The 23,498-nt window shown below is 72.2% G+C and carries 22 protein-coding genes; 10 read left to right on the top strand and 12 right to left on the bottom strand.

Going from position 1 to position 23,498, the window contains the following annotated elements; genetic code table 11:
• Positions 1-108: 108 nt before the first annotated feature.
• Together ACFV4G_RS37485 and ACFV4G_RS37480 are read left to right on the top strand one after the other, a co-directional pair.
• Entirely contained in the window at positions 109-1,779 is a 1,671-nt protein-coding gene (locus tag ACFV4G_RS37485; RefSeq protein ID WP_380446989.1) for a carbohydrate-binding module family 20 domain-containing protein, read from the top strand.
• Between the two features lie 114 nt (positions 1,780-1,893).
• Positions 1,894-2,115 carry a hypothetical protein gene (locus ACFV4G_RS37480; protein ID WP_380446987.1) on the top strand — a complete coding sequence of 74 codons (222 nt, stop codon included), beginning with the start codon at positions 1,894-1,896 and terminating at the stop codon, positions 2,113-2,115.
• A 29-nt stretch (positions 2,116-2,144) separates the two neighbouring features.
• On the opposite strand, the gene ACFV4G_RS37475 is transcribed toward ACFV4G_RS37480, so the two are convergent.
• On the bottom strand, positions 2,145-2,942 hold the full coding sequence (locus tag ACFV4G_RS37475; protein ID WP_380446986.1) for an SDR family oxidoreductase: 798 nt from the start codon (positions 2,940-2,942) through the stop codon (positions 2,145-2,147).
• A 379-nt stretch (positions 2,943-3,321) separates the two neighbouring features.
• Here ACFV4G_RS37475 and ACFV4G_RS37470 point away from each other — a divergent pair, with 379 nt between their 5' ends.
• The gene (locus ACFV4G_RS37470; RefSeq protein ID WP_380446984.1) at positions 3,322-4,380 is read left to right on the top strand and encodes an alpha/beta hydrolase; all 1,059 of its coding nucleotides are present in this window, start codon (positions 3,322-3,324) and stop codon (positions 4,378-4,380) included.
• Between the two features lie 241 nt (positions 4,381-4,621).
• Positions 4,622-5,356, top strand: coding sequence for a hemerythrin domain-containing protein (locus ACFV4G_RS37465; protein ID WP_380446982.1), 735 nt, complete (start codon positions 4,622-4,624; stop codon positions 5,354-5,356).
• Positions 5,357-5,558: 202 nt separating this feature from the next.
• On the opposite strand, the gene ACFV4G_RS37460 is transcribed toward ACFV4G_RS37465, so the two are convergent.
• Positions 5,559-6,176 (bottom strand): DUF6891 domain-containing protein, encoded by a 618-nt coding sequence (locus ACFV4G_RS37460; protein WP_380446980.1) that lies wholly within the window; start codon positions 6,174-6,176, stop codon positions 5,559-5,561.
• Positions 6,177-6,240: 64 nt separating this feature from the next.
• Here ACFV4G_RS37460 and ACFV4G_RS37455 point away from each other — a divergent pair, with 64 nt between their 5' ends.
• The gene (locus ACFV4G_RS37455; protein ID WP_380446977.1) at positions 6,241-7,203 is read left to right on the top strand and encodes a DUF1152 domain-containing protein; all 963 of its coding nucleotides are present in this window, start codon (positions 6,241-6,243) and stop codon (positions 7,201-7,203) included.
• A gap of 162 nt (positions 7,204-7,365) precedes the next feature.
• On the opposite strand, the gene ACFV4G_RS37450 is transcribed toward ACFV4G_RS37455, so the two are convergent.
• Entirely contained in the window at positions 7,366-7,911 is a 546-nt protein-coding gene (locus tag ACFV4G_RS37450) for an FHA domain-containing protein (protein WP_380446975.1), read from the bottom strand.
• A 120-nt stretch (positions 7,912-8,031) separates the two neighbouring features.
• Positions 8,032-8,580 (bottom strand): DUF1697 domain-containing protein, encoded by a 549-nt coding sequence (locus tag ACFV4G_RS37445; RefSeq protein WP_380446972.1) that lies wholly within the window; start codon positions 8,578-8,580, stop codon positions 8,032-8,034.
• Positions 8,581-8,675: 95 nt separating this feature from the next.
• On the opposite strand from ACFV4G_RS37445, the gene ACFV4G_RS37440 reads away from it, so the two are divergent.
• Complete coding sequence (locus ACFV4G_RS37440) at positions 8,676-9,146, top strand: pyridoxamine 5'-phosphate oxidase family protein (protein WP_380446970.1); 471 nt, start codon at positions 8,676-8,678, stop codon at positions 9,144-9,146.
• A gap of 22 nt (positions 9,147-9,168) precedes the next feature.
• On the opposite strand, the gene ACFV4G_RS37435 is transcribed toward ACFV4G_RS37440, so the two are convergent.
• Positions 9,169-9,525 carry an arsenate reductase family protein gene (locus ACFV4G_RS37435; protein WP_380446968.1) on the bottom strand — a complete coding sequence of 119 codons (357 nt, stop codon included), beginning with the start codon at positions 9,523-9,525 and terminating at the stop codon, positions 9,169-9,171.
• 234 nt (positions 9,526-9,759) lie between these two features.
• Here ACFV4G_RS37435 and ACFV4G_RS37430 point away from each other — a divergent pair, with 234 nt between their 5' ends.
• The 3 genes from ACFV4G_RS37430 (at position 9,760) to ACFV4G_RS37420 (ending at position 13,897) form a co-directional block, all read left to right on the top strand.
• Positions 9,760-10,977 carry a cytochrome P450 gene (locus ACFV4G_RS37430; protein ID WP_380446966.1) on the top strand — a complete coding sequence of 406 codons (1,218 nt, stop codon included), beginning with the start codon at positions 9,760-9,762 and terminating at the stop codon, positions 10,975-10,977.
• Between the two features lie 252 nt (positions 10,978-11,229).
• The gene (locus ACFV4G_RS37425; RefSeq protein ID WP_380446964.1) at positions 11,230-12,267 is read left to right on the top strand and encodes a PP2C family protein-serine/threonine phosphatase; all 1,038 of its coding nucleotides are present in this window, start codon (positions 11,230-11,232) and stop codon (positions 12,265-12,267) included.
• Positions 12,268-12,532: 265 nt separating this feature from the next.
• Entirely contained in the window at positions 12,533-13,897 is a 1,365-nt protein-coding gene (locus tag ACFV4G_RS37420) for a hypothetical protein (RefSeq protein WP_380446962.1), read from the top strand.
• A 108-nt stretch (positions 13,898-14,005) separates the two neighbouring features.
• On the opposite strand, the gene glnA is transcribed toward ACFV4G_RS37420, so the two are convergent.
• Positions 14,006-15,418, bottom strand: a complete 1,413-nt coding sequence (glnA, locus tag ACFV4G_RS37415) for a type I glutamate--ammonia ligase (RefSeq protein WP_380446960.1) — start codon at positions 15,416-15,418, stop codon at positions 14,006-14,008.
• Between the two features lie 275 nt (positions 15,419-15,693).
• Here glnA and ACFV4G_RS37410 point away from each other — a divergent pair, with 275 nt between their 5' ends.
• Complete coding sequence (locus ACFV4G_RS37410; RefSeq protein ID WP_380446957.1) at positions 15,694-16,161, top strand: RDD family protein; 468 nt, start codon at positions 15,694-15,696, stop codon at positions 16,159-16,161.
• Between the two features lie 127 nt (positions 16,162-16,288).
• On the opposite strand, the gene ACFV4G_RS37405 is transcribed toward ACFV4G_RS37410, so the two are convergent.
• The 6 genes from ACFV4G_RS37405 to ACFV4G_RS37380 form a co-directional block, all read right to left on the bottom strand.
• A complete protein-coding gene (locus ACFV4G_RS37405) occupies positions 16,289-16,987 on the bottom strand; it encodes a DUF4191 domain-containing protein (protein ID WP_380446955.1) in 699 nt (232 codons plus the stop codon).
• Between the two features lie 108 nt (positions 16,988-17,095).
• Positions 17,096-17,287 carry a hypothetical protein gene (locus ACFV4G_RS37400; protein WP_380446952.1) on the bottom strand — a complete coding sequence of 64 codons (192 nt, stop codon included), beginning with the start codon at positions 17,285-17,287 and terminating at the stop codon, positions 17,096-17,098.
• A 242-nt stretch (positions 17,288-17,529) separates the two neighbouring features.
• Positions 17,530-18,483, bottom strand: a complete 954-nt coding sequence (lipA, locus tag ACFV4G_RS37395) for a lipoyl synthase (RefSeq protein WP_363655648.1) — start codon at positions 18,481-18,483, stop codon at positions 17,530-17,532.
• Between the two features lie 165 nt (positions 18,484-18,648).
• Positions 18,649-19,446: a lipoyl(octanoyl) transferase LipB gene (lipB, locus tag ACFV4G_RS37390; RefSeq protein WP_380446950.1), complete on the bottom strand. Its 798-nt coding sequence runs from the start codon at positions 19,444-19,446 to the stop codon at positions 18,649-18,651.
• A 102-nt stretch (positions 19,447-19,548) separates the two neighbouring features.
• Positions 19,549-21,486, bottom strand: coding sequence for a helix-turn-helix domain-containing protein (locus ACFV4G_RS37385; protein ID WP_380446948.1), 1,938 nt, complete (start codon positions 21,484-21,486; stop codon positions 19,549-19,551).
• Positions 21,487-21,541: 55 nt separating this feature from the next.
• Positions 21,542-22,921 (bottom strand): MFS transporter, encoded by a 1,380-nt coding sequence (locus ACFV4G_RS37380; protein ID WP_380446946.1) that lies wholly within the window; start codon positions 22,919-22,921, stop codon positions 21,542-21,544.
• Positions 22,922-23,498: the final 577 nt, after the last annotated feature.

The raw sequence follows: 23,498 nt of genomic DNA, 5'->3' as shown, positions 1-23,498 counted from the left end.
CCTCTTGTAGACGTGTTGCACACCACCCCCCCACCCCCCCCCGGGCCTTCGGCGGGGAGGACCCGCCGGCCCGCCCGCGCGGCCGGAGCGCTCGCCGCCTCGGCGGCGCTGGCGCTCTCGTTCACGGCGGGCCTCGGCGCCCCCACCGCCCAGGCCGCCCCGCCCGCCGACAACGGCAAGGACGTCACCGCGACCCTCTTCGAGTGGCGCTTCGACTCCGTCGCCCAGGCCTGCACCAGCACCCTCGGCCCGAAGGGCTACGGGTTCGTCGAGGTCTCACCGCCCCAGGAGCACATTCAGGGCCCCCAGTGGTGGACCTCCTACCAGCCGGTCAGCTACCGGATCGCCGGACGGCTCGGCGACCGGACCTCGTTCAAGAACATGGTCGACACCTGCCACGCGGCCGGCGTCAAGGTCGTCGCCGACACGGTGATCAACCACATGACGGCCGGCTCGGGCACCGGCACCGGCGGCACCGCCTACACCAAGTACAACTACCCCGGCGTCTACCAGGACCAGGACTTCCACACCTGCCGCCAGCCGGTCAGCAACTACCAGGACCGCACCAACGTGCAGGACTGCGAGCTGGTCAACCTCGCCGACCTGGACACCGGCAGCGCGTACGTCCAGCAGACCATCGCGCACTACATGGACGACCTGGCCTCGCTCGGCGTCGACGGCTACCGGATCGACGCCGCCAAGCACATCGCCGCCTCCGACCTGGCCGCGATCAAGGCCAAGATGGCCAACCCCAACGCCTTCTGGGTGCAGGAGGTGATCTACGGCGCGGGCGAGCCGATCCAGCCGTCCGAGTACACCGGCAACGGCGACGTCGACGAGTTCCGCGTCGGCACCGACCTCAAGCGCGTCTTCACCGGTGACAAGCTCGCCAACCTCAACGGCTGGGGCGCCTCCTGGGGCTACCTGCCGAGCGGCCAGGCGCGCAGCTTCATCGACAACTGGGACACCGAGCGCAACGGTTCGACCCTCAACTACACCTACGGGAACACCTACACGCTGGCCAACGTGTTCCTGCTCGCCTCGACCTACGGCTCGCCCAACGTCTACTCCGGCTACGCGTTCACCAACAACGACGACGGCCCGCCCAACGGCGGCACCGTGAACGCCTGCTACCAGGACGGCTGGAACTGCACCCACGCCTGGCGGCAGATCGCCAACATGGTCGGCTTCCGCAACGCCGTCGCCGGCACCGGCGTCACCGACTGGTGGTCCAACGGCAACAACGCGATCGCCTTCGGCCGCGGCAACCGGGGCTACGTCGCGATCAACCACGAGACCGGCGCGATCACCCAGACCTTCCAGACCGGCCTGCCCGCCGGCACCTACTGCGACGTCCAGCACGGCGACCCGCAGCCGGGCGGCGGCTGCACCGGCCCGACCTACCAGGTCGGCGCGAACGGGCAGTTCACCGCGACGGTCGGCGCGGGCGACGCGGTCGCGCTGTACGTCCAGCCCGGGACGAACGCCTCCGGCGCGTCGTTCAACGTCAACGCGACGACCTCGTACGGCCAGAACGTCTACGTCGTCGGTGACAACCCGGCGCTGGGCGCCTGGGACCCGGCCAAGGCGCTGCCGCTCTCGTCCTCCGGCTACCCGGTCTGGTCGCTGGCGCTGTCCCTGCCGGCCGGCACGTCCTTCCAGTACAAGTACGTCCGCAAGGACGCGAGCGGGGCGGTGACCTGGGAGTCCGGCACCAACCGGACGGCGACGGTGCCCTCCTCGGGGACGGTCGCGCTGAACGACACCTGGCGGCCGTAGCGGGTCGGGGATCCCCGTCGGCCGCGTCAGCGCGGTGTGACGGGGGTCCCTCCTGCGGGTGGACCGACTGTTTCAAACCCCCGTTTCGGGCGAAAGCGCTGACACCATCGCGGGATGAGCACCACCCCCGTCGTCCTCGACGTCGAACTCTGCGGCGGGCGTTGGGACGGCCACCGCAAACGCGTCAACGCCGCCGCCCCGCCGCCCTCGCTGCGCATGCTCCTGCGGGTCCGGCTGCCCAGCGCCGAGAGCGGCGAGTACTGGCCGACCACCAGCGTCTACCGGCTGGGCGGGGAGGGCGGGGAGTTGCGCTACCGCCACTCGCACGACGAGTGACGAGTGACGCGTGACGTGACAGTGGTGGGTCAGCCGCGTCCGATGTACGGCATCGCGGTCGCCATCACCGTCGCGAACTGCACGTTCGCCTCCAGCGGCAGCGCCGCCATGTGCCGCACCGTGCGCGCGACGTCGGCCACGTCCATCGTCGGCTCCGGCGCGATCCGCCCGTCCGCCTGCCGCACCCCGGCGCTCATCGCCGCCGTCATGTCGGTGGCCGCGTTGCCGATGTCGATCTGCCCGCAGGCGATCCGGTACGGGCGGCCGTCCAGCGAGAGCGACTTGGTCAGCCCGGTGACGGCGTGCTTGGTCGCGGTGTACGCGATCGAGTGCGGGCGCGGGACGTGCGCGGAGATCGAGCCGTTGTTGATGATCCGGCCGCCCTGCGGGTCCTGGGCCTTCATCTGCCGGAAGGCGGCCCGGGCGCAGAGGAAGGCGCCGGTCAGGTTGAGGTCGACGACCGCGCGCCAGGCGTCCACCGCCAGTTCGTCCACCGGGACGGCCGGGCCGAAGCCGCCCGCGTTGTTGAACAGCAGGTCCACCCGGCCGAAGCGCTCGGCGGCGGCCGCGAACAGCGCGTCCACCGCCGCCGGGTCGGTGACGTCGGTCGGCACGACGGCGGCCGGGCCGCCGGCCAGCAGGGCGGTCTCCCGCAGCGGCTCCTCGCGGCGCCCGGCCAGGACCAGCCGCCAGCCGGCAGCGCCCAGCTCGACCGCGACGGCCCGGCCGACCCCGCTGCCGGCTCCGGTGACGACGGCGGTCCCGGTGCCGGCGGCGGTTCCGGTGTCGGCGGCGGTTCCGGTGTCGGCGGCGGTCTGCTGGGACATGGCGGCGCTCCTCGTTCTCGGGTCCGAGCCGGCTCGGTTCTGAGCCGATCGTCGCCGATCGGCGGGGCCGCCGTCACTGGTGCAAGGACCCAAAGATCGCGTCGCCCGGCGCATTGTCCGCTGTGTACCCCGCCGTCCGGCGGGGGCCGCACGGGACATGTGAGGGGTTTTACCTGATCGCGAACAAACATTGGATTTCCGGTGGCCGACGCGCAACCGGCCCGCCCCGGCCCACGTCATAAGATCGCAGGACGGCGCGCTGCGGCGAGCCGCACTTCCGGGGGCCGCGCCGAGGCGCCCCCGGGCCTGTCCGGCCCCACCCGGGGGCCGCCGCCCGGCCAGCCGGCCCGGGCGCGTCATCGGTCGGAGAGTCCTCACCGTGCTTAGGCAGTCGTCCCGTTCCCGCGCCGTCCTGACCGGTGCCGCCGTGCTCACCCTGGCTGCCTCGCTCGCCGCCTGCGGGAGCTCCGGTGGCGGGAAGGGGGACAGCGCCAAGGCGGCCGGCACCCCGAGCGCGGCCGGCACGAGCTCGGTCCCCGGCGACCCGGCCGCCGCCACCGGCGCCCCCGCGCCGACCGGCGCGGCCCCGGCCTCGGGCGGCAAGGTCCAGATGCCGACCGGCCAGCCCTCGCTGACCAAGGTCCGCGACACCGCCGCCGGCCCGATCATGATGACCAAGCTGGCCGGCCCGAAGTCCGGCGTCACCGGTCAGGTGTGGGTCTGGCTGCCGCCCGAGTACAACGACCCCAAGTACGCGAAGACCGGCTTCCCGGTGCTCACCCTCTACGCGGGCGGCCAGAGCAACGGCTACAACACCTGGACCGACAACCAGCTGCCGATCCAGGAGGAGGACGAGCAGCTGGTCAAGGCCGGCAAGGCCCACCCGTTCATCATGATCATGCCGGTGCAGAACTTCAACAGCGACGAGAACAACGCGCTGGACTGCTCCGACATCCCCGGCCAGCCCAAGATGGCGACCTGGATGGCCCAGGACATCCCGGACTGGGTCCGCGCCAACTTCCGCACCCTGAAGGGCCGCGACAGCTGGGGCATCATGGGCGCCTCCACCGGCGGGTTCTGCAGCGCCAAGCTCTCGCTCCAGTACCCCGACGTGTACAAGGCCGCCGTCCCGATCGACGGCTACTTCATCCCGGACTCCCACTTGTGGAAGGGCCACGACGCCGAGCGGATGGCCAACAACCCCGACGTACTGGTCACCCAGGGCAAGGCCGACGTGAAGATGCTGGTCACCGCCGGCGGCGCCAACGGTTACGAGAAGGGCGTGGTCAAGAGCTGGGTGGCCAAGGCCGCCCCGCCGGTCGCCATCGAGTACTACGAGCAGCCCGGCGGCAAGCACCTGACCTCGGACTTCAAGAAGATGATCCCGGACACGCTGCAGTGGCTCACCAAGAACCTGGCGGGCCCGGCGGCCGACTGACGCCGTCCGTGCGGACACACCGACCGCCGGTGCGGGGGAGCGATCCCCGGCACCGGCGGTTCTTTTCATCCGGCACTCTCCCCGGCCGTGCGGCACCGCCGTCGGCCGGGCCGCGCAAAAGGCTGTGACCTGCGCGTCAATCGGACATTGATTCACCTCTGATCGACTGCACGCACAGTGAACGGGGCCGCCTTCCGGGGGCCGTGATCCGCACGACCCGCCGATTCGTGAAGAGAGTGCCATGCCGATCCACCTGCTGCCGCCGCCGTCCGTCACCGCACCCGAGCGGACCGAGGACGAGGAGCCACAGGCGGTCCGCTTCGCCGGGCTGCGGTTGGTGCACGCCGCGCTGCGCCGCGACCTCGCCCGCCTGCCCAACGCGCTGCGGCTGCTGCAGCCCGGCGAGGACGCCAAGGGCGAGGCGCTGCTGCGGCACTGGGACTTCGTGACGGCGATGCTGACCTGCCACCACGAGCAGCAGGACACCCGGATCTGGCCGATCGTGCGCCGCTTCGCGCCCGAGCTGCGGCTGCTGCTCAACTGGCTGGAGTCGGACCACCACAACCTCGACCACTCGTTCACCCGGGTCACCACGCTGGTCCGGATCGCCAGCCGGGACACCGGGAGCGTCTGGCCGGTGGCGTACGCGATCGAGGACCTGGCGGCCCGGCTGGAGACGCACCTGCGGATCGAGGAGCGCCAGCTGCTCCCGCGGATGGCCGGGGTGTTCGCCGACAACTCGCGGGTCGGCGGCCTGCCCGAGCTGCTGGACCTGCTGCGCTCGGCCGACGGCCCGGGCTCGGCCGACGCGCTGGCCTGGCTGCTGGAGGGCGTGGAGCCGTCCGTCGTCGACCGGCTGCTGGCCGAGTGCGACGACGACGTGGCCCGCTCCTGGCCGCACTGGCGGGCGACCTACGAGCGCTGCACCTCGCCGCTGTGGGGGCCGGTGGGCGACTGGGGGATCCTTCCCGACTGAGCCCGGGGCCCTTTCGCAGGCCGTCGATCTACGCGCGTGGCAGTGTCACGGGCATATGCGGTGACCCGCGTGCGGGCCCCGGCGCAGGCGGGGCACGCGTGGGCAGGCGGGGGTAGGCGGGGCACGCGTGGGCATGCGGGGCACGCGTGGGCATGCGGGGCACGCGTGGGCAGGCGCGGGCATGCGGGGCACGCGTGGGCGGCTACTCCGGCAGGCGGTTCAGCCACTCCAGCGGGGCGACCAGGATCGCCCTGTCCGGCGAGCCGTCCCACTCCACCGACAGGCCCTCCGCCGTCAGCGCGGCCACCACCTCCCGCCCGATCCCCACCGTCCGGAGCGCCGCCGCGTCCACCGAGCCCTCCCCGTCCGGCCCGCCGGCCGCCCGGAATCCGCCGTAGCGCAGCATCAGACCCTGCCCGGCGGCGGCGCGTTCGGTGTCCTGCTGGTGGAAGAACACGAAACCGCGCGAGTCCTCGTCGGCCTCGTCGCCGATCTCCGCGTAGCCGCAGCTCGCGCAGCAGGTGAAGTCCATCGCCGCGACGACGCCCTCCCCCTCCAGAGCGTCGAAGGCCGCGCCCAGCCGGTCCACGTCGGTGACCTCGGGCCAGCCGGCCTGCTCGGCCAGCCGCTCCTCCCAGAGCGGAGCCACGATCAGCTCCGCCTCCTCCTCCGTCAGCCCCTGGTCGTCGAGGAGTTCGGCCAGGGACCCGGCTATCTCGTCCGGCTCCTGGAAGCCGCACCGGATCAACTCGCGGGCCCGGTCACGGGCTTCGCTGAGCACCTCGGGGTCGAGCTCGGGCATCGGCGTCTCCTGCGTCATGCCCGCATCCTCGCACCCGCCACCGACAGCGCCCCGGTTGCACGGGCCTGCTACCGTCCCGGCGGTGACCTCGCTGCTGCAACCCCCGCTGATCACCCGCCTGCTGGCCGCCGACCGTATCCTCGTCGCGGGCGCCGGCGGCGGCTTCGACGTCTACGCCGGCCTCCCCATCGCGCTCGCCCTGCGCGCCGCCGGCAAGGAGGTGCACCTGGCCAACCTCTCCTTCACCCACCTCTACGGCCTGCCCGGCGACGTGTGGTTCGGGCCCGACGTGGCCAGGATCGGCCCGGACACCGCGGCCCCCGAGGGCTACTTCCCGGAGCGCACCCTCGCCCGCTGGCTGCACCTGCACGGCATGCCCGACGCCGTCTGGGCGTTCCCCTCGGTCGGCGTCCAACCGCTGCGCGACGCCTACCGGCTGCTCATCGGCCACCTGGGCGTCGACGCGGTCCTCCTCGTCGACGGCGGCACCGACATCCTGATGCGCGGTGACGAGGCCGGGCTCGGCACCCCCGAGGAGGACATGGCCAGCCTCGGCGCGGTGGCCGGCCTCACCGAGGTGCCGGAGCGCCTGGTCGCCTGCCTGGGCTTCGGCGTCGACGCCTACCACGGCGTCAACCACTCGCTGGTGCTGGAGAACCTCGCCGCCCTCGACCGGGCCGGCGGCTACCTCGGCGCCTTCTCCGTCCCCCGCGACAGCCGCGAGGGCGCGCTCTACCTGGACGCCGTCGAGCACGCCAGGGCCGCGTTCCCCGAGCACCCCAGCATCGTCAACGGCTCGGTGGCGGCGGCGCTGCGCGGCGAGTTCGGCGACGTCCGCTTCACCGACCGCACCAAGGACGGCGAGCTCTTCGTGAACCCGCTGATGGCGATCTACTTCGGGGTCACGGTCGAGGCCCTGGCCGCCGAGCACCGCTACCTGGACCGGCTCGAACGCACCGTGCTGACGCGGCAGATCAGCACCGTCGTCGGGGAGTTCCAGGACGAGCTGCCGAAGCTGCGCCCGCCCCGGCAGTTCCCGCACTGACCGCTGCGGCTCGCCGGCCCCGCCGTGCGCTCATCCGTGCGCTCATCCGCCGGCCCTGCCGTGCGCTCATCCGTGCGCTCATCCGCGGGCCCTGCCGTGCGCTCATCCGTGCGCTCATCCGCGGGCCCCGCCGTGCGCTCATCCGTGCGCCCATCCGTGGGCTCAGCCGTTCGCGAGGCGGAACTCCAGGTTGCCGAACCGGACCTGGTCGCCCGGGCGCACCCGGACACCGCCCGCGATGCGGTGCCCGTTCACGTGGGTGCCGTTGGTCGAGCCGAGGTCGTACAGCACCCAGCCGCCGCCCTCGTGCCGCAGTTCGGCGTGGTGGCGGGAGACCGAGGCGTCGTGCAGCCGCAGCCCGGAGCCGGGGATCCGACCGATCGTCAACTGCGTCGCGCCGGCCTGCGGGAGGTTCAGTCCGGGCAGCCTCTCGATGCGCCAGGCCCGGCCGATCCGCTCGCCGAACGCGGAGATCCGGCCCACCGTCCGCAGCACGAACCGCTCCACCGGGCCGCCGGTGGGCAGGTCGGCCATCACGGCGTCCAACTCGGCGCGGCTGGTGGCCTGGAGGACGACCTCCATCCGGCCAAGGAAGGTGTCGTGCGAGAGCCGGCCGCTGCCCGCGCCGTCGCGCAGCACCCCGAGGGCCCGGTCCCGTTCGTCCTCGGACGGCCGGACGGCGTGCGTCCGGATCTCAGGCTGCGTCATGTCCCGATTGTCGGCGGCGCCGTGCCCGGCTGTCCAGGTTCCGGCCGCCAGCCGCCCGGTGTTCCCGCCTTCCCCCGGGAAGCAGGACACCACCGGGCGGCCGGCGGTTCCGCCGGCCGGTCAGGATTTCCTGGCGGCGGCCAGGATCTTCTCCGTGGTGTGCAGGAAGCGGGAGGTGACCGAGCCCTGGTAGCGCTTGTCGAACAGGTCGTTGGTGACCCACCTGCCGTCCTTCAGGTGCACCACGACGTACGCGGCGCCGGCGTCCGCCCCGAGCACGTCGTAGTCGCCCTTCGGCGAGGTGTGCGGCGCGGCGAGGTCCGCGGGCAGCGGCTCGGAGAGGAAGGCGATCACCAGCCGGACGTCCGGCGTCACCTCGACGCCCCGGAACGGCTCGGCCGCCAGCAGGGCGGCCACCTCGTCGACCGTGCGCAGCATCACCGGGACGGGGTAGCCGAGCGACTCCGCCAGGTGCCGCTCGATGCGCCGGGTGAGGGCGGCGCGGTCCGGCTCGTCCGTCGTGAAGAACACGTTGCCGGTCTGGATGTACGAGCGGACGCCGGCCAGCCCGAGCTCGGTGAAGAGCGCCCGCAGCCGCTCCATCTTCACGGTGCGGCCGCCGACGTTGATGGCCCGCAGGAACGCGATGTACGTGGTCGTGGTGGTCACCCGGCCAGTCTGGCACCGCCCACCGACAAGGCCTTCGCGGCGGGCGGCGGGCGGGGGGCGGGGCGGTCGTCGGTACCCGGTGCCAGACTGGCGCCATGGCTACCTGGCAGGATTTCGAGCAGGAGGCCCCCGACATCGCGCCCCTGGTACGGGCCCGGTTCGAGGCCAACAAGCACCACGTCCTGGCGACGCTGCGCAAGGACGGATCGCCCCGGGTGAGCGGCAGCGAGGTCGACTTCATCGGCGCCGACGCGATGCTCGGGTCGATGTACGGCTCGATGAAGGCCCGCGACCTCCAGCGCGACGGCCGCTTCGCGCTGCACTCGCACCCGGGCGACGAGACCATGGCGGGCGGCGACTCCAAGCTGTCCGGCCGCGCCGTGGAGCTGACCGACGAGGCCGAGCTCACCGCCTACGTCGCCGATCTGCCCGAGCCGCCGCCCGGCCCGTTCCACGCGTTCCGGCTCGACCTGGAGCAGGTGGTGCACACCGGCCTGGCCGACGGCCACCTGTGGGTCTTCAGCTGGCACCCCGGCCGGCCGGTGGAGCGCACCATGCTCCACTGACCGGCCCGGGCGCCGGGCCGCGCTACGGCAGGACGGACTTGACCGCCTCGGGGGTCCGGGCCACGACGGCGTGGCCGTCGTCCGCGGTGATGATCGGGCGCTGGATGAGGATCGGGTGCTCGGCCATCGCCGCGATCCAGCGCGCCCGGTCGCCGGGCTCCTTGGTCCACTGCTTCATCCCGAGGTCCTTGGCGACCTGCTCGTCGATGCGCGTGATGTCCCACGGCTCCAGGCCGAGCCGCTCCAGCACCGCCTCCAGCTCGGCCGCGCTCGGCGGGTCCTCCAGGTAGCGCCGCACGGTGTACTTGGCCCCGGCGGCCTCCAGCTCGGTCAGCGCCGACCGGCACTTGCCGCAGCGGGGGTTGATCCAGATCTCCATGCCGCCCACCCTACCGAGCGCCGCCGTGCCCGACGGACCGCGCTCCGGCCCGGACCGCGGACCCGAACCGGCCGTGCCCCAGTCCGGACAGCGGACCCGAACCGGCCGCGCTCCCGGTCCGGGCCGCGGACCCGAACCGGCCGGGCCCCGGGAACTCCCGGGCACCCGGCGGTGGTTCACGAACCGGAAACAGCGGTCCGGGCCCGGGACACCGGCCGGGGAGGGGAGCAGCGGATGGACGGCGCGGCGATCGTCGAGCACCTTCTGACCAGCGAGGGCAGGGCCGATCCGTACCCGCTGTACGCGCGGGCGCACGAGCTGGGCGGTGCCGCCCCGGCCGGGCCCGGATTCCTGCTGGCGCTCGGCCACGGCACCGCCGACCGGGTGCTGCGCACCCCCGGCTTCGGCGTCGCCACGCCCGAGATGCAGGCCGGCCTGGCCCCCGAGTTCGCCGAGCACTCCTCGCTGGACCTGTTCGGCCGCTCGATCCTGGAGCGCGAGGCGCCCGACCACGCGCGGGTCCGCTCGCTGATCGCCTCGGTGTTCACCGCCCGCCGGGTCGCCGCGCTGCGGCCGGCCGTCGAGGCCGCGGTCGCCGGGCTGCTCGACGAGATGGCCGGGGCCGGTGCGGACGGCTCGCCGGTCGACTTCATGGACGCCTTCGCGCACCGGCTCCCGGTCGGCGTGATCTGCGAGCTGCTCGGCGTCCCCGAGGGCGACCGCCACCTCTTCCGCGGCCTCGCCGCGGACCTCACCGTCGCCCTGGAGTTCGTCCAGGACGCGGCCGAGCTCGACGTCGCCGACGAGGCCGCCGACGAGCTGGCCGGGTACTTCACCGGGCTGGTCGCCGAGCGCCTGCGCCACCCCCAGGACGACCTCGTCACCGACCTCGCCCGGATCGCCGCGGACGACCCCGCGCGCCTGACCGGCCGCGAGCTGCTGGCCAACCTGGTGCTCCTCCTGGTGGCCGGCTTCGAGACCACCACCAACCTGCTCGGCAACGGCCTCGCCCTGCTCTTCCGCCACCCCGGCACGGCCGCCGCCCTGCGGACCGGCGCGCTCTCCCCGGCCGCCTTCACCGAGGAGGTGCTGCGCTACGACGCACCGGTCCAGCTGACCTCGCGGATCGCGCTCGCCGAGGGCCTCACCGTCGACGACCTGCCCGCGCCGCCCGGCAGCACGGTGCTCGTCATGATCGGCGCCGCCAACCACGACCCGGCCCGCTACGACCGCCCGGAGGTCTTCGACCCGACCCGCACCGGCAGCCAGCCGCTCAGCTTCGGCGCCGGGCCGCACTTCTGCCTGGGCTCCCGGCTGGCCCGCCTGGAGTCCGAGATCGCGGTCGCGGCCGTGCTCGACCGCTTCCCCCGGCTCGCCCCGGGCGGCGTGCCCACCCGCCGCGACCGCCTGGTCCTGCGCGGCTACGAGACGCTCCCGGTCACCGTCCGCTGACCCCCGCCGGGGCCGGTCACTCTCCGCCACTGACCGGCCCTGCGCCGACCGGCCCTCCGCCCGTCACCCTCCGCCGCCCGCCCCTGACCGCACGCATCCGGGACGTTCGACCATTCGTGGCGGGGTCCACCGTGGTGGAGCATGGAGGGACGAACCGGGTCATTCCGCCCGGTGGTCCAGGAGGTTCCCGCCGTGCCCGCAGCGCCCCGCCCGCCGTTCCGGGCGGCCGTGGAATCCAGGGTGCCGCGTTGGGTGCCCTGGCTACCCGTCCTGCTGCTCGTCCTGGACCTCCTCACCGAGGCGATCGTCCCGGACGCCGTCGCCGCCGGGTTCCTGCTCACCGCGCTGCCCGTCGTCGCGGCGTTCAGCTACGGCCCGGCGGTGACCGCCGCGACCACCGTCGGCTCGGTCGCCCTCCAGCTCGTCCTCGCCCTGCGGGCCGGCCACATCGACGAGCAGCACCACGTTTGGGTGTACATCGCGACGCTGCTCTCCGGAGTGATGGGCACCGCCCTGTCCTGGCAGCGGATCCGGCAGAACCGCAACCTGCTGCACGCCCGCACCGTCGCCGAGACGCTCCAGCGCACCGTGCTGCGCCCGGTCCCGGAGCGCGCCGGCGGCCTGCGGGTGGCCGGCCTCTACCGCCCGGCCCAGGCCGAGGTGCTGGTCGGCGGCGACCTGTACGAGGTGTGCGACACCCGCTTCGGCGTGCGGGTGCTGCTCGGCGACGTCCGCGGCAAGGGCCTCGGCGCGGTACGGACGGTGGCGGACGTGCTGGGCGCCTTCCGGGCCACCGCGCACGACACCCCCGACCTGGTCGAGATCGCCGACCAGCTGGACCGCGCGGTGCTCCGCGACGCCGCCGACCGCGGCGACGACGAACTGTTCGCCACCGCCGTCCTGCTGCAGTACCGCCCGGGCTCCGACTGCGTGGAGATCGTCAACCGCGGCCACACCACCCCGCTGCTGCTCGCCGGCCGCACCATCACCCCGATCGCCTGCCCCGACGAACTCCCGCTCGGCCTCGGCAACCTGGCGCCCGCCGACGAGCACGGCAAGCCCACCGCCGTGGCCCTGCCGCCGGGCAGCACCGTCCTGCTCTACACCGACGGCGTCAGCGAGGCCCGCGACGCCACCGGCACGTTCTACCCCCTGGCCCCACGCCTCGCCGCCCTCGGCACGACGTCCCCGGACCGCGTGGTCGCCTTCCTCGCCCAGGACGTCCACGAATACGCCGGCCTCCTCGCCGACGACCTCGCCCTCCTGGCCCTCACCCCCGAGCCCACCTGACCCGGGCCGGGCTCCGTACCGCGCGTGTCCTCTGCTTCGGCTTTCGGTCACCAGGGGCCGTGTTCGAGCCAGTCATACAGGATCGTGGATCCTCAACTGCCCATCCATACAATCCTGTTGGTGTCGGCGCCGTGCGCCTGCCCCGGAACTTCCAGCGTCCCGCCCGATGCTGTCACCGCACCGATCGTGCACCCGCCAACACCGAGCCTCCACTGCGTGTCTGCCGTCCGCATCGTGTGAAACGCCGAGGTAGGGAGTCCTCATCGTGCCCTCTTTGCTGCACTACGCCGTCGTCACGGATCCGACCTCGCTGCAGGCGTCGCTGCCGGGGGCACCGTCGGTGGGAACGGTGTACGTGATCGTCTCCAACACCCACCAGTCCGAGGTGAAGTGGGACTTCATCGACGTGGAGATACCGGTGGGCAGCGGCCGCGACGACCTGACGGGTGATCCGACGGCGATCAGTGCGAGCATCGAGAAGGACTACACGGTCTGGCGGGAGGAAGACCCGACCTTCGGCTGGGACGGCACCCTCGGCCGCTTCAGAGCGCATGCCCCCTCCGGGGGAAGGCTGACCCTGCCCGACGAGGAGTCGCTGGTCCTGGTCCTGGAGAACATCCCCGTTTCCGACCTGGCGGGACCGGTCCGCCTGAAGATCCACGAGCGGTCCGGCGGCGGTGACGACAACATCCCCATCCGGCGGGCGAATTTCACCACCACTCTCGGAGTGGTGAAGCAGGCTCCGAGGATCCCGCGCAACTTCCGCCCGGAGAGCAACTCCTTGGTGGACGTGGGCGCGGGCCGGAACGTCGTTCTGCGGTGGGACGGGCCGGACAACCTCGACTACTGGATCCGCGATCCGCAGGGGAACGAGCTGCTCGTCCAGTCGGCGGCCAAGGGACCGCAGGTGACTCAGCAGTCCTACACCTGGTCGCCGCCCACCCCGCCGAAGCGAGGCACCACCTACGTCCTCATCGCCGGGACGGCCGGTGCGGGGCAACAGTCGCAGGGCTACTTCCTCACCACCACGGTCCATGCGCTCGTCCCCGAGTTCGACAGCGGGACGCGCACTCCGTGGGTCGAGGGGACGCCGAGCAGGAGCCGCGTCGACTTCTCCCCGGAAGGGGTGGAGATCCGGAACGGGACCGGCGCTCGGGGGACCGTCACGGCCGGTACGGCGGACGTGGAGCGCGTGAACACCGGGTCGGTGCACGGCCGCGATTCCGACGACGGCTGGATCGACTTCCCGAAGGCCGGAATCCGGGTCCGGGACGGGCAGAACGACCTGGGCACCGTCGAGGCCGGGAAGGCCGACCTGGACGACCTGCTCGCCGGCCAGGGGCGGGTGAAGGGCCGCCTCGTCGTCCAAGGGGGCTTGGAGGTCAGCGACGAAGGCGAGCGCGCGCTGGAAGCCACCGACAGCGGGGTTCAGGTGTACAACGGGCTGTCGGTTTCCGGAGGCGGCGACATCGAGGGCGTACTCGAGCTCCACAACGGCATCTACGTCCACATCGACGAGCTCAACTACGTCTCGGCGGGCACGGGTATGGGCGGGATGACGATCAAGGGCAACCTCGCCGTCACCGGAACGATCCTGGCCGAGACCGACACGCTGGGCAGGAAGGTCTGAACCGCCCAGCCGCCGGACCCCGGAACGACGTATGTGCAGGCCGACGGATCGCCGGCCTGCACATACGGGAGTGGATCCACCCGCGATTCCGCGGGCGGGACGTGCCTCTTACAGGTCGTAGTACAGCTCGAACTCGTGCGGGTGCGGGCGGAGGGCGATCGGGGCGATCTCGTTGGTGCGCTTGAAGTCGATCCACGTCTCGATCAGGTCGGGCGTGAAGACGTTGCCCGCGAGGAGGTACTCGTGGTCGGCTTCCAGGGCCTCCAGGACCGCCGGGAGGGAGGAGGGCACCTGCGGGACGTTCGCGTGCTCCTCGGGGGCGAGCTCGTAGAGGTCCTTGTCGACGGGCTCCAGCGGCTCGATCTTGTTGCGGATGCCGTCGAGGCCGGCCATCAGCATCGCCGAGAAGGCCAGGTACGGGTTGGAGGAAGGGTCGGGCGCGCGGAACTCGATGCGCTTGGCCTTGGCGTTGGAGCCGGTGATCGGGATGCGGATCGCGGCCGAGCGGTTGCGCTGGGAGTAGACCAGGTTGACCGGCGCCTCGAAGCCCGGGACGAGGCGGTGGTAGGAGTTCACCGAGGGGTTGGTGAACGCCAGCAGCGACGGCGCGTGCCGCAGCAGGCCGCCGATGTAGTAGCGGGCGGTGTCGGAGAGTCCGGCGTAGCCCTGCTCGTCGTAGAAGAGCGGCGAGCCCTCGGTCCACAGCGACTGGTGGACGTGCATGCCCGAGCCGTTGTCGCCGAAGATCGGCTTCGGCATGAAGGTGGCCGTCTTGCCGTTGCGCCACGCGACGTTCTTGATGATGTACTTGAACAGCATCAGGTCGTCGGCCGCGTGCAGCAGGGTGTTGAACTTGTAGTTGATCTCGGCCTGGCCGGCGGTGCCGACCTCGTGGTGCTGGCGCTCGACCTCCAGGCCGGACTTGGCCAGCTCCAGCGACATCTCGGCGCGCAGGTCGGCGAAGTGGTCGACCGGCGGGGTGGGGAAGTAGCCGCCCTTGTACTTGACCTTGTAGCCGCGCACGTCGCCCTCGGCCGCACCGGTGTTCCAGGCGCCGGCCTCGGAGTCGATGTGGTAGAAGGACGCGTTCGCGCTGGTGTCGAACCGCACCGAGTCGAAGACGTAGAACTCGGCCTCAGGCCCGAAGAACGCGGTGTCGGCGATGCCGGAGGAGGCGAGGTAGGCCTCCGCCTTCTTGGCGACGTTGCGCGGGTCGCGGCTGTAGGCCTCGCCGGTGACCGGGTCCTGGATGAAGAAGTTGATGTTGAGGTGCTTCTCGGCCCGGAACGGGTCGAGCCTGGCCGTGGCGAGGTCCGCGACGAGGGCCATGTCGGACTCGTGGATGGCCTGGAAGCCGCGGATCGACGAACCGTCGAACATCAGGGTCTCGGACGGGTCGAAGGTCGCCGCAGGTACGGAGAAGTGCTGCATGACGCCCGGCAGGTCGCAGAAGCGGACATCGACGAACTTGACGTCGTTGTCCTGGATGAACTGCTTCACTTCGGCGGCGTTGTTGAACAAAGCATCCTCCTCGGCGTGCGAATGCGGCTCACCCTAGGAACGGTCCGTTTCCGACCGGTGACCCGCTCGTTTCCTAGATGTTAACCACACCCGCCGAACGGGCGGCAAAGTCGTACGGTCCAGGGCAAAACACCCCACCGGCCTGCAGGTCTTCCGATAAGTGGTCTGGACCATTCGGTAAGCCCGGTCACCGGGATTCACTCGGTCGGGGAAGGCTCGCGGACGACGGGGGAGCCGGTGGCGGCGCGCGGCGACCGCCCGGTTAGTGTGGATTCGTGGACACCAGAGAAGCGTTGGGATCGTGGATCGACGGCCCGAAGGCGGCCGCCGAGAAGATGGGCGCCGACTTCGGCTACCGCGGCGAGCGCCTCGGACTGCCCAAGGAGGGCCCCGGCTCGATCGCCGGCCCCGGCCGCCGGATCGGCGCCCTGTTCGTGGACGGCTGGCTGGTCTCCTTGGTCGCCTACGGACTGCTCGGCAAGGGCACCGCGTCCTCGGCCAACCTGTGGACGACGCCGCTGTTCTTCGGCGTCACCGCACTGCTGCTAGCCACCTCCGGCACGACGGTCGGCAAGCGGCTGTTCGGTCTGCGGGTGGTCCGGCAGGACGGCCGCCGCGCGACGATCCCGCAGGTGCTGCTGCGCACGCTGCTGCTCTGCCTCCTGGTGCCGCCGCTGGTGTGGGACCGCGACACCCGCGGCCTGCACGACAAGGCGGTCGGCACCATCGAGGTCCGGATCTAGCCGAGGTCCGGATCTAGCCGAGGTCCGGATCTAGCCGAGGCCCGGATCTCGCCGAGGCCCGCGAACGCCGAACGGCCCCGCCGCTCCAGAGGAGTGGCGGGGCCGTTCGTGTCGACGGGGGAGGGGATCAGCGGACCTGGCCGCCCTTGGGCATCCGGGCGCCCTTGGGCATCGGGCCCTTGGGGATCGGCGCCTTGGAGAGCAGGTCGCCCAGCGCGCGCAGGCGGTCGTTGGTCTCGGTGACCTGGGCCGGGGTGATGGCGCGGGGCAGGCGCATGAGGTGGATCTGCAGCTTCTTCAGCGGGATCTCACCCTCGCCGTTGCCCACGACGATGTCGTGCACCGGCACGTCGCCGACGACACGGGCCATCTTCTTCTTCTCGGAGGCCAGTAGCTGGCGGACCCGGTTCGGGTTGCCCTCGCCGATCAGCGCGATGCCGGCCCGGCCCACGGCGCGGTAGACCGCGTCCTGGTTGCGGGTGACGGCAACCGGGGTGGAGTTGGAGCTCCAGCCACGCTTGATGTTGTTCAGCACCGCCGCGACGGCGCCCGGCTGCCCCTCCATCTGCCCGAACGCGGCGCGCTCGGCCCGGCGCCCGAAGACGATCGCCATGGCCAGGAAGGCCACGATGAAGCCCAGGATGCCCAGATAGACGGGGTGGTCGATTGCGAAGCCGATGGCGAGGAACACGCCGAAGGTCAGCAGGCCGACGCCGGCGATGATCAGGCCGATCTTGGTGTCGACCTTCTTGGTCATGATGTACGCCTGGCGGATCTGCTTCAGCCGCCCGGGGTTCTCGGATGTTTCCCTCGCCATAACGCTCATGGTACGTGCCACGGGTACGGGAACTCCAAGCCCGGGTACCCGTTCGCACCGAACCGTGACCCGTGTGCCGGGCAGTCGTCGCTGACAGCGACGAAACGCCCGCTTCCGTCAGCTCCGGGCCGGCTGTGCCGCCGCACCACCGGCGGGCGCCGCGGCGTCGTGGTGCCGGTCCGCCGCGTGCCGGCGGTTCTCGCAGACCGCCGCCCAGGCGTTGCGCCGGGCGTGCTGCTGCCCGCCGGCCATCAGGACGCTCTCGGCGAACCGCACCGCTACTCCGACCGACCGGATCCGCATGCGCATCCCGGGCAACTCCCCTCGTGGCTGAGAAGGACCGAACGACGAAGGACCGAACGACGACGGACCGAACGACGACGGACCGAACGGCCAAGGACCGAACGACGAAGGACCGAACGGCCTCGTCGGGTCCATCGTCACCACCCCGTGTTACCAGTCCGTGATCCGGCGGTCAAAACCTGGTGAAAACGGAAGGGCGGAGCCGAAGCTCCGCCCTTCCGATGGCTCGGGACCGCTCAGGACTGCTCTCAGACCGACGCCTGCTCGCGCCGCTCCAGCGCCTGCCGGTACAGCCGGCCGGCCCGGTACGAGGAGCGCACCAGCGGGCCCGACATGACCCCGGCGAAGCCCAGCTCCTCGGCCTCCTGCTGGAGCTCGACGAACTCGTGCGGCTTCACCCAGCGCTCGACCGGGTGGTGGCGCAGCGAGGGCCGCAGGTACTGGGTGATGGTGATCAGCTCGCACCCGGCGCCGACCAGGTCGGCCAGCGCCTGGCTGACCTCCTCGCGGGTCTCGCCCATGCCCAGGATCAGGTTGGACTTGGTCACCAGCCCGGCCGCGCGGGCCTGGGTGATGACGTCCAGCGAGCGCTCGTAGCGGAACGCCGGGCGGATCCGCTTGAAGATGCGCGGGACCGTCTCGACGTTGTGCGCGAGCACCTCGGGGCGGGAGGAGAAGACCTCGGCCAGCTGCTCGGGCACCGCGTTGAAGTCGGGGATCAACAGCTCGACGCCGGTGCGGCCGGCCTCGCGGTCGGCGGTCATCGCGTGCACCTGGCGCACGGTCTCGGCGTACAGCCAGGCGCCGCCGTCCTCCAGGTCGTCGCGGGCGACGCCGGTGATGGTCGCGTAGTTGAGGTCCATGGTGACGATGGACTCGGCGACGCGGCGCGGCTCGTCCCGGTCGAACTCGGCGGGCTTGCCGGTGTCGATCTGGCAGAAGTCGCAGCGGCGGGTGCACTGGTCACCGCCGATGAGGAAGGTCGCCTCGCGGTCCTCCCAGCACTCGAAGATGTTGGGGCAGCCGGCCTCCTGGCAGACCGTGTGCAGCCCCTCCTTCTTCACCAGCGACTGGAGGGCGTTGTACTCCGGGCCCATCTTCGCGCGGGTCTTGATCCACTCGGGCTTCCGCTCGATGGGGGTCTCGCTGTTGCGGACCTCCAGGCGGAGCAGCTTCCTGCCGTCGGGTGCGACAGCGGACACGTGCGACTCCTAGAACTAGACGGGGTACCCCCAGGGTACGCCTGTGGTTGTACGGGCTTCGCCGGGCGTGCCGCCCTGCAATCGCAGGGCAACAGAGCTACCGGCCAGTAGATTCCCCGGCGATCACCGGTCGTCCCGGGTCGTCGGGGGCCGTGGCCGGGAGCCTCAGCGACTGAGCGCGGGCTCCGGCAGCTCGGCGAGCACGTCCGCCAGGTGCCGCTGGACCACCGGCAGCGCCGCGCCGACGGACAGCTCGCGGCCGAGCTCGTTGGAGAGCGAGGTCACACCCGCGTCCCGGATGCCGCACGGCACGATCTTGTCGAAGAAGGTCATGTCCTGGGCGCAGTTCAGCGAGAAGCCGTGCATCGTGACGCCGCGCGCGACGCGCACGCCGATCGCGGCGAGTTTGCGGTCGTCGCCGCGCTGCCCGGCGTTGGACGGCGCGTACTCGGGGCCGGCCAGCCGCGGGTCGATGCCCAGCGGCAGGCCCAGCCGCAGGGTGAGCTTGCCGATGTCGACCACCTGGGACGGGTCCACGACCGCGTCCGGGATGGTGTCGCCGAGCACCCAGACACCGCTGCGGCCCTCGACCCGGGTGGTCCCCACGCCGAACTCGGCGGCGGCGCGGATCAGCGCCTCCTCCAGCCGGCGGACGTAGGCGATGACGTCGATCGGGTCGGGCAGCTTGACGATCGGGTAGCCGACCAGCTGGCCGGGGCCGTGCCAGGTGATCTCCCCGCCGCGGTTGACCTCGACCACCGGCGTGCCGTCCAGCGGGAGGTCGGCCGGGTTGGTGCGCTTGCCCATCGTGTAGACGGACTGGTGCTCCAGCAGCAGCACGGTGTCGGGGATCTCGTCCGCGACCCGCAGCGCGTGCAGGCGCTGCTGCTCCTCCCAGGCTTCCTGGTAGGGCACCGTGCGCTCGCCTATGCCCAACGAAACGAAACGTACGTTCTCGCTCACCGTTTGCCGCTCCTTGCCGGGCGTTCGAGACCAACCTCGCCACTGTACGCCCAAGCCCGATCGGACCTGTCAGCCGTCCGCCCCCCACCCCTCACCGTGGACTCACGCCTCCGCCAGCAGTTGCAGCCGCAGCGCCAACTGCAGCTCCAGCGACCGCTCCGGCACGTTCCAGTCCCGCCCGAGCAGCGCCTCGACCCGGTCCAGCCGCTGGACCACCGTGTTCACGTGGACGTGCAGCTCGTCCTTGGCCCGCGTCAGGCTGCCCCCGCAGTCGAAGTACGCGCGGAGGGTGCGGACCAGCTCGGTGCCGCGCCGGGCGTCGTAGTCGAGCAGCGGGCCGAGCGTCGCGCCGACGAAGCCGTCCACGTCGTGCCCGTCGCCGAGCAGCACCCCGAGGAAGCCCAGCGCCCGCGCCGACGCGCCCTCGCCCGCGCGGCCGAGCACCCGCAGCGCCCGCAGGCAGCGCAGGCCCTCGGCGTACGAGGCGGCGATCGCCGGCGGGCCCGCGGCCGGGCGGCCCGCGCCGACGGTCACCGGGAAGCCGGCCAGCCGGGCCAGCCGTTCGGCGGCCTGCCGGGCGGTCTCCTCGGGGTCGCCGCCGTCGGGCACCAGCAGGACGACGGTCTCGCCGTTCTCGGCGGCGATGCCCCGGGAACCGAACAGGTAGCGCCCGGCCGCGCCCGCGAGCCGGCCGCGGTCGGTGGTGGCGGCGCTCCCGGCGGCTCCGGCGGCTCCGGCGGCCCTGGCGGGTTCGGCGGGTTCGGCGACCAGGACGAGGTGCGGGCGGCCGAGGTCGACGCCGAGCCGCCGGCCGCGCGCGGTGAGCCCGGCGGGGTCGCGGTCGGGGGCGGTCAGGAGGTCGGTGAGCAGTTCGCCGCGGACGCGGTTCTCGGTCTCGGCGACGGAGCGGCGCAGCAGCAGGAGGAGCGCGGTGACCACGCCGGCCCGCTCGAACAGCCGGCGGTCGGCGTCGTCGAGGTCGGGCCGGCCGCGCAGGACCATCGCGCCGAGCGCGTCCTGCCCGGCGAGGACGGCGCACACCCACAGGCCGCCGTGGCGGACGGACCGGCCCTCGGCGCGCGAGGCCGCGACCGCCTCGGCCAGCCCGGCGGCGGACGCGACGCGGCCGGCCAGCGGCTCGCCCTCGGCGTCCAGGACCGCTATCTCGCCGTCCAGCAGGGCCGCGACGGCGGCGGCGACGTCCGGCACCTCGGCGCCGCGCAGGACGAGGTCGGTGAGCCGGTCGTGGGCCTGTTCGGCGCGCTGGACGGCGGCGGAGTGGGCGCGGACGAGTTCGTTGGCGGCGCCCAGTTCGGCGAGCGCGGCGCGGGTGTCGGCCAGCGACTTGGCGGTGTCCAGGGCGATCGCGGCGTGCGCGGCCAGCGAGCAGAGCAGCGCGACCTCGTCGGGGGAGAAGGCGCGCGGCGAGCGGTCGGCGGCGAAGAGGACGCCGATGACCTGCCCGCCGAGCAGCAGCGGCACACCGATGATCGCGACCAGGCCCTCGTCGAGTACGCCCGCGTCGATGGTGCCGGTGTGGTGGAAGCGGTCGTCGGTGCGGTAGTCGGGGGTCGCGTACGGGCGGGCGGTCTGCGCGACCAGGCCGCCGAGGCCGTCGCCGAGGCTGAGCCGCAGGGTCTGGAAGAGGACGGACACCGAGCCGTCGGTGACGCGCATGTACGTGTCGCCGGCGGCCTCGTCCGGGAGGGTCAGGTAGGCGGTGTCGGTGCCGAGCAGCAGGCGGGCGCGGCGGACGATCGCCTGCAGCACGGTGTTCAGGTCGCGCGACGCCGCGAGGTCGCCGGCGGTGTCGAACAGCGCCGTCAACTCGGCCTCGCGGCGCCGGTGCTGGCGCAGCGTGCGGTGCACCCGTAGGGCCTGCCAGGTGGCGTCGTCGATCTCCTGCAGCACCGCGGCCGGCGCCCCCCGGCGGCGGGCGTCGGCCAGCACCTCGGCGAAGTCCTCGGTGGCGGCGCCGGATCCGAGCAGGTCGAGCAACTGCCGCAGGGCGGGCGCGGCGCCGGTCTGGGGGTCGTTCATGGTGCGTGCCGCCAATCGGCAGTGGGGCGGGAGCGCGATAGTAGCGGCTGGGCCGTCACGCGGTGGCGGGCTTGCCGACCGGGGTGGTATCGGCCGCCGGGGCCTCGGCGTCGGTCTCGGCGTCGGTCTCGGCGCCGGTCTCTGCCAAGTCCTGTCCCTTCGTCTCGTGTGCGCAGAGGACGGCGAGCACCGTGAGTGCCGCCGCCGCAGCCACGTACGCCGCGATCGGCGTCGGGCTGCCGTAGTCCTTGAGGAGCGCGGTGGCGATGAGGGGAGCGGGCGCCCCTGCGGCGACGGACGAGAACTGGGCCCCGATCGAGGCGCCCGAGTAGCGCATCCGGGTGGCGAACATCTCGGAGAAGAAGGCGGCCTGGGGCGCGTACATCGCGCTGTGGAAGACCAGGCCGACCGTGACGGCTACGACGAGGGCGGGGAACGACTTCGTGTCCACCAGGCCGAAGAAGACGAACGCCCAGACCCCGACGCCGACCGCACCCACCAGGTACACCGGCTTGCGGCCGACGCGGTCCGACAGCGCGCCGAAGAGCGGGATCAGGGCGAACTGGATGGCCGAGCCGATCAGTACGGCGTTGAGCGCGGTCTGCTTGGAGAAGTGCGCGTGGCTGACGGCGTAGGCGAGGACGAAGGTGGTCATGACGTAGTACGAGATGTTCTCCGCCATGCGAGCCCCCATCGCGACGAGGACCTCCCGCCAGTGGTGCCGCAGGACGGCGACCAGCGGCGGCTGTTCGACGGTCTTGCGGTTCTTCTGCGCGGCCAACGCGGCCTGGAAGAGCGGTGATTCGTCGACCGCGAGCCGGATCCACATGCCCACGCCCACCAGCACGGCCGACAGCAGGAACGGCACCCGCCAGCCCCAGGCGAGGAACGCGGCGTCCGACTGCACCGCCGTCATCAGCGACAGGACCCCGGCCGCCAGCAGGTTCCCGGCCGGCGCGCCGCCCTGCGGCCACGAGGCCCAGAAGCCGCGCCGGCGCTGGTCCCCGTGCTCCGACACCAGCAGGACGGCCCCGCCCCACTCCCCGCCGAGGGCGAACCCCTGCACCAGCCGAAGCACCGTCAGCAGCACGGGCGCGGCGGCACCGATGCTGTTGTAGGTGGGCAGCACCCCGATGAGGGTGGTGGATCCGCCCATGAGCAGAAGGCTCACGACGAGGAGCCGCTTGCGCCCGACCCGGTCCCCGAAGTGCCCGAACACCAGCGCCCCGAGCGGCCGCGCGGCGAACCCGATCGCGTACGTGAGGAACGCGAGGAGCGTGCCTGTCAGCGGATCGCTGTTGGGGAAGAACACCTTCCCGAACACGAGCGCAGCCGCTGTTCCGTACAGGAAGTAGTCGTACCACTCAATGGTGGTCCCGATCAGACTCGCCGCCACTACCCGAGGGAGTGAGCGCCTCTCAACCGATGCTGCCATGGGTCACCACTTCCGGTCCGGGGACGACGATGTCGCCACAACGTAGGAAGCCCGGCGCCCGAGGCCCATGTGCCCAACCCACATAGTCCACCGGCATCTTGCAGCCCTCCACCCCATAACCAGCCCAGCCCGAGAGGACCGCTGCCCACCCCTCGCCCCGCACCCCCACCCCCTGCTCCCGCTCCTGTTGCCCGTTCCGGTGCTGCTTCGGTGCCCGCCGAAGCAGCACCGGAAGTCGCAGGGCCGGGAGGAGAAGAAACGTTCCAGCGAGGTTGCCGACGAAGATCGGGCCGGGCCGACGGCCCACGCTGCGCGCAGGAAGTCGGCGGAGCCGACTTCCCATGCAGAAAGGGGTCTGAGCCCGAAGGGCGGTGCTGGCTTAGTGCTGTCCGCCAAGAGGACGTTCACCAGCCTTCCCGCTACTCCTGCCCGGCTGCCTTGTCTCGTTGCCGACCAGAAACGGTCTGGGCCTGCGCTTCCCGCGCAGGGCCCCTACCGTTTTGTTATAAAAAATATGTTTGTCTGGTAATATGTGCCAGCCAGAATGAATACGGAAAGGGGGGTTTAGAAGAATTGG

This window comes from Kitasatospora sp. NPDC059747 (genome assembly GCF_042732955.1).
Classification (GTDB): Bacteria; Actinomycetota; Actinomycetes; order Streptomycetales; family Streptomycetaceae; genus Kitasatospora.
Note: the sequence above shows the minus strand (reverse complement) of the source record. Positions and strands in the feature narration are given on the sequence as shown.

Excerpts from the sequence above, each read along its gene's own strand:
- ACFV4G_RS37430 (WP_380446966.1), top strand. The coding sequence starts at position 9,760 with ATGGACGGCGCGGCGATCGTCGAGCACCTTCTGACCAGCGAGGGCAGG.
- ACFV4G_RS37435 (WP_380446968.1), bottom strand. The coding sequence starts at position 9,525 with ATGGAGATCTGGATCAACCCCCGCTGCGGCAAGTGCCGGTCGGCGCTG.
- ACFV4G_RS37450 (WP_380446975.1), bottom strand. The coding sequence starts at position 7,911 with ATGACGCAGCCTGAGATCCGGACGCACGCCGTCCGGCCGTCCGAGGAC.
- ACFV4G_RS37400 (WP_380446952.1), bottom strand. The coding sequence starts at position 17,287 with ATGCGCATGCGGATCCGGTCGGTCGGAGTAGCGGTGCGGTTCGCCGAG.
- ACFV4G_RS37465 (WP_380446982.1), top strand. The coding sequence starts at position 4,622 with ATGCCGATCCACCTGCTGCCGCCGCCGTCCGTCACCGCACCCGAGCGG.
- ACFV4G_RS37475 (WP_380446986.1), bottom strand. The coding sequence starts at position 2,942 with ATGTCCCAGCAGACCGCCGCCGACACCGGAACCGCCGCCGACACCGGA.
- ACFV4G_RS37385 (WP_380446948.1), bottom strand. The coding sequence starts at position 21,486 with ATGAACGACCCCCAGACCGGCGCCGCGCCCGCCCTGCGGCAGTTGCTC.
- ACFV4G_RS37405 (WP_380446955.1), bottom strand. The coding sequence starts at position 16,987 with ATGAGCGTTATGGCGAGGGAAACATCCGAGAACCCCGGGCGGCTGAAG.
- ACFV4G_RS37380 (WP_380446946.1), bottom strand. The coding sequence starts at position 22,921 with ATGGCAGCATCGGTTGAGAGGCGCTCACTCCCTCGGGTAGTGGCGGCG.
- ACFV4G_RS37440 (WP_380446970.1), top strand. The coding sequence starts at position 8,676 with ATGGCTACCTGGCAGGATTTCGAGCAGGAGGCCCCCGACATCGCGCCC.
- ACFV4G_RS37460 (WP_380446980.1), bottom strand. The coding sequence starts at position 6,176 with ATGACGCAGGAGACGCCGATGCCCGAGCTCGACCCCGAGGTGCTCAGC.
- ACFV4G_RS37480 (WP_380446987.1), top strand. The coding sequence starts at position 1,894 with ATGAGCACCACCCCCGTCGTCCTCGACGTCGAACTCTGCGGCGGGCGT.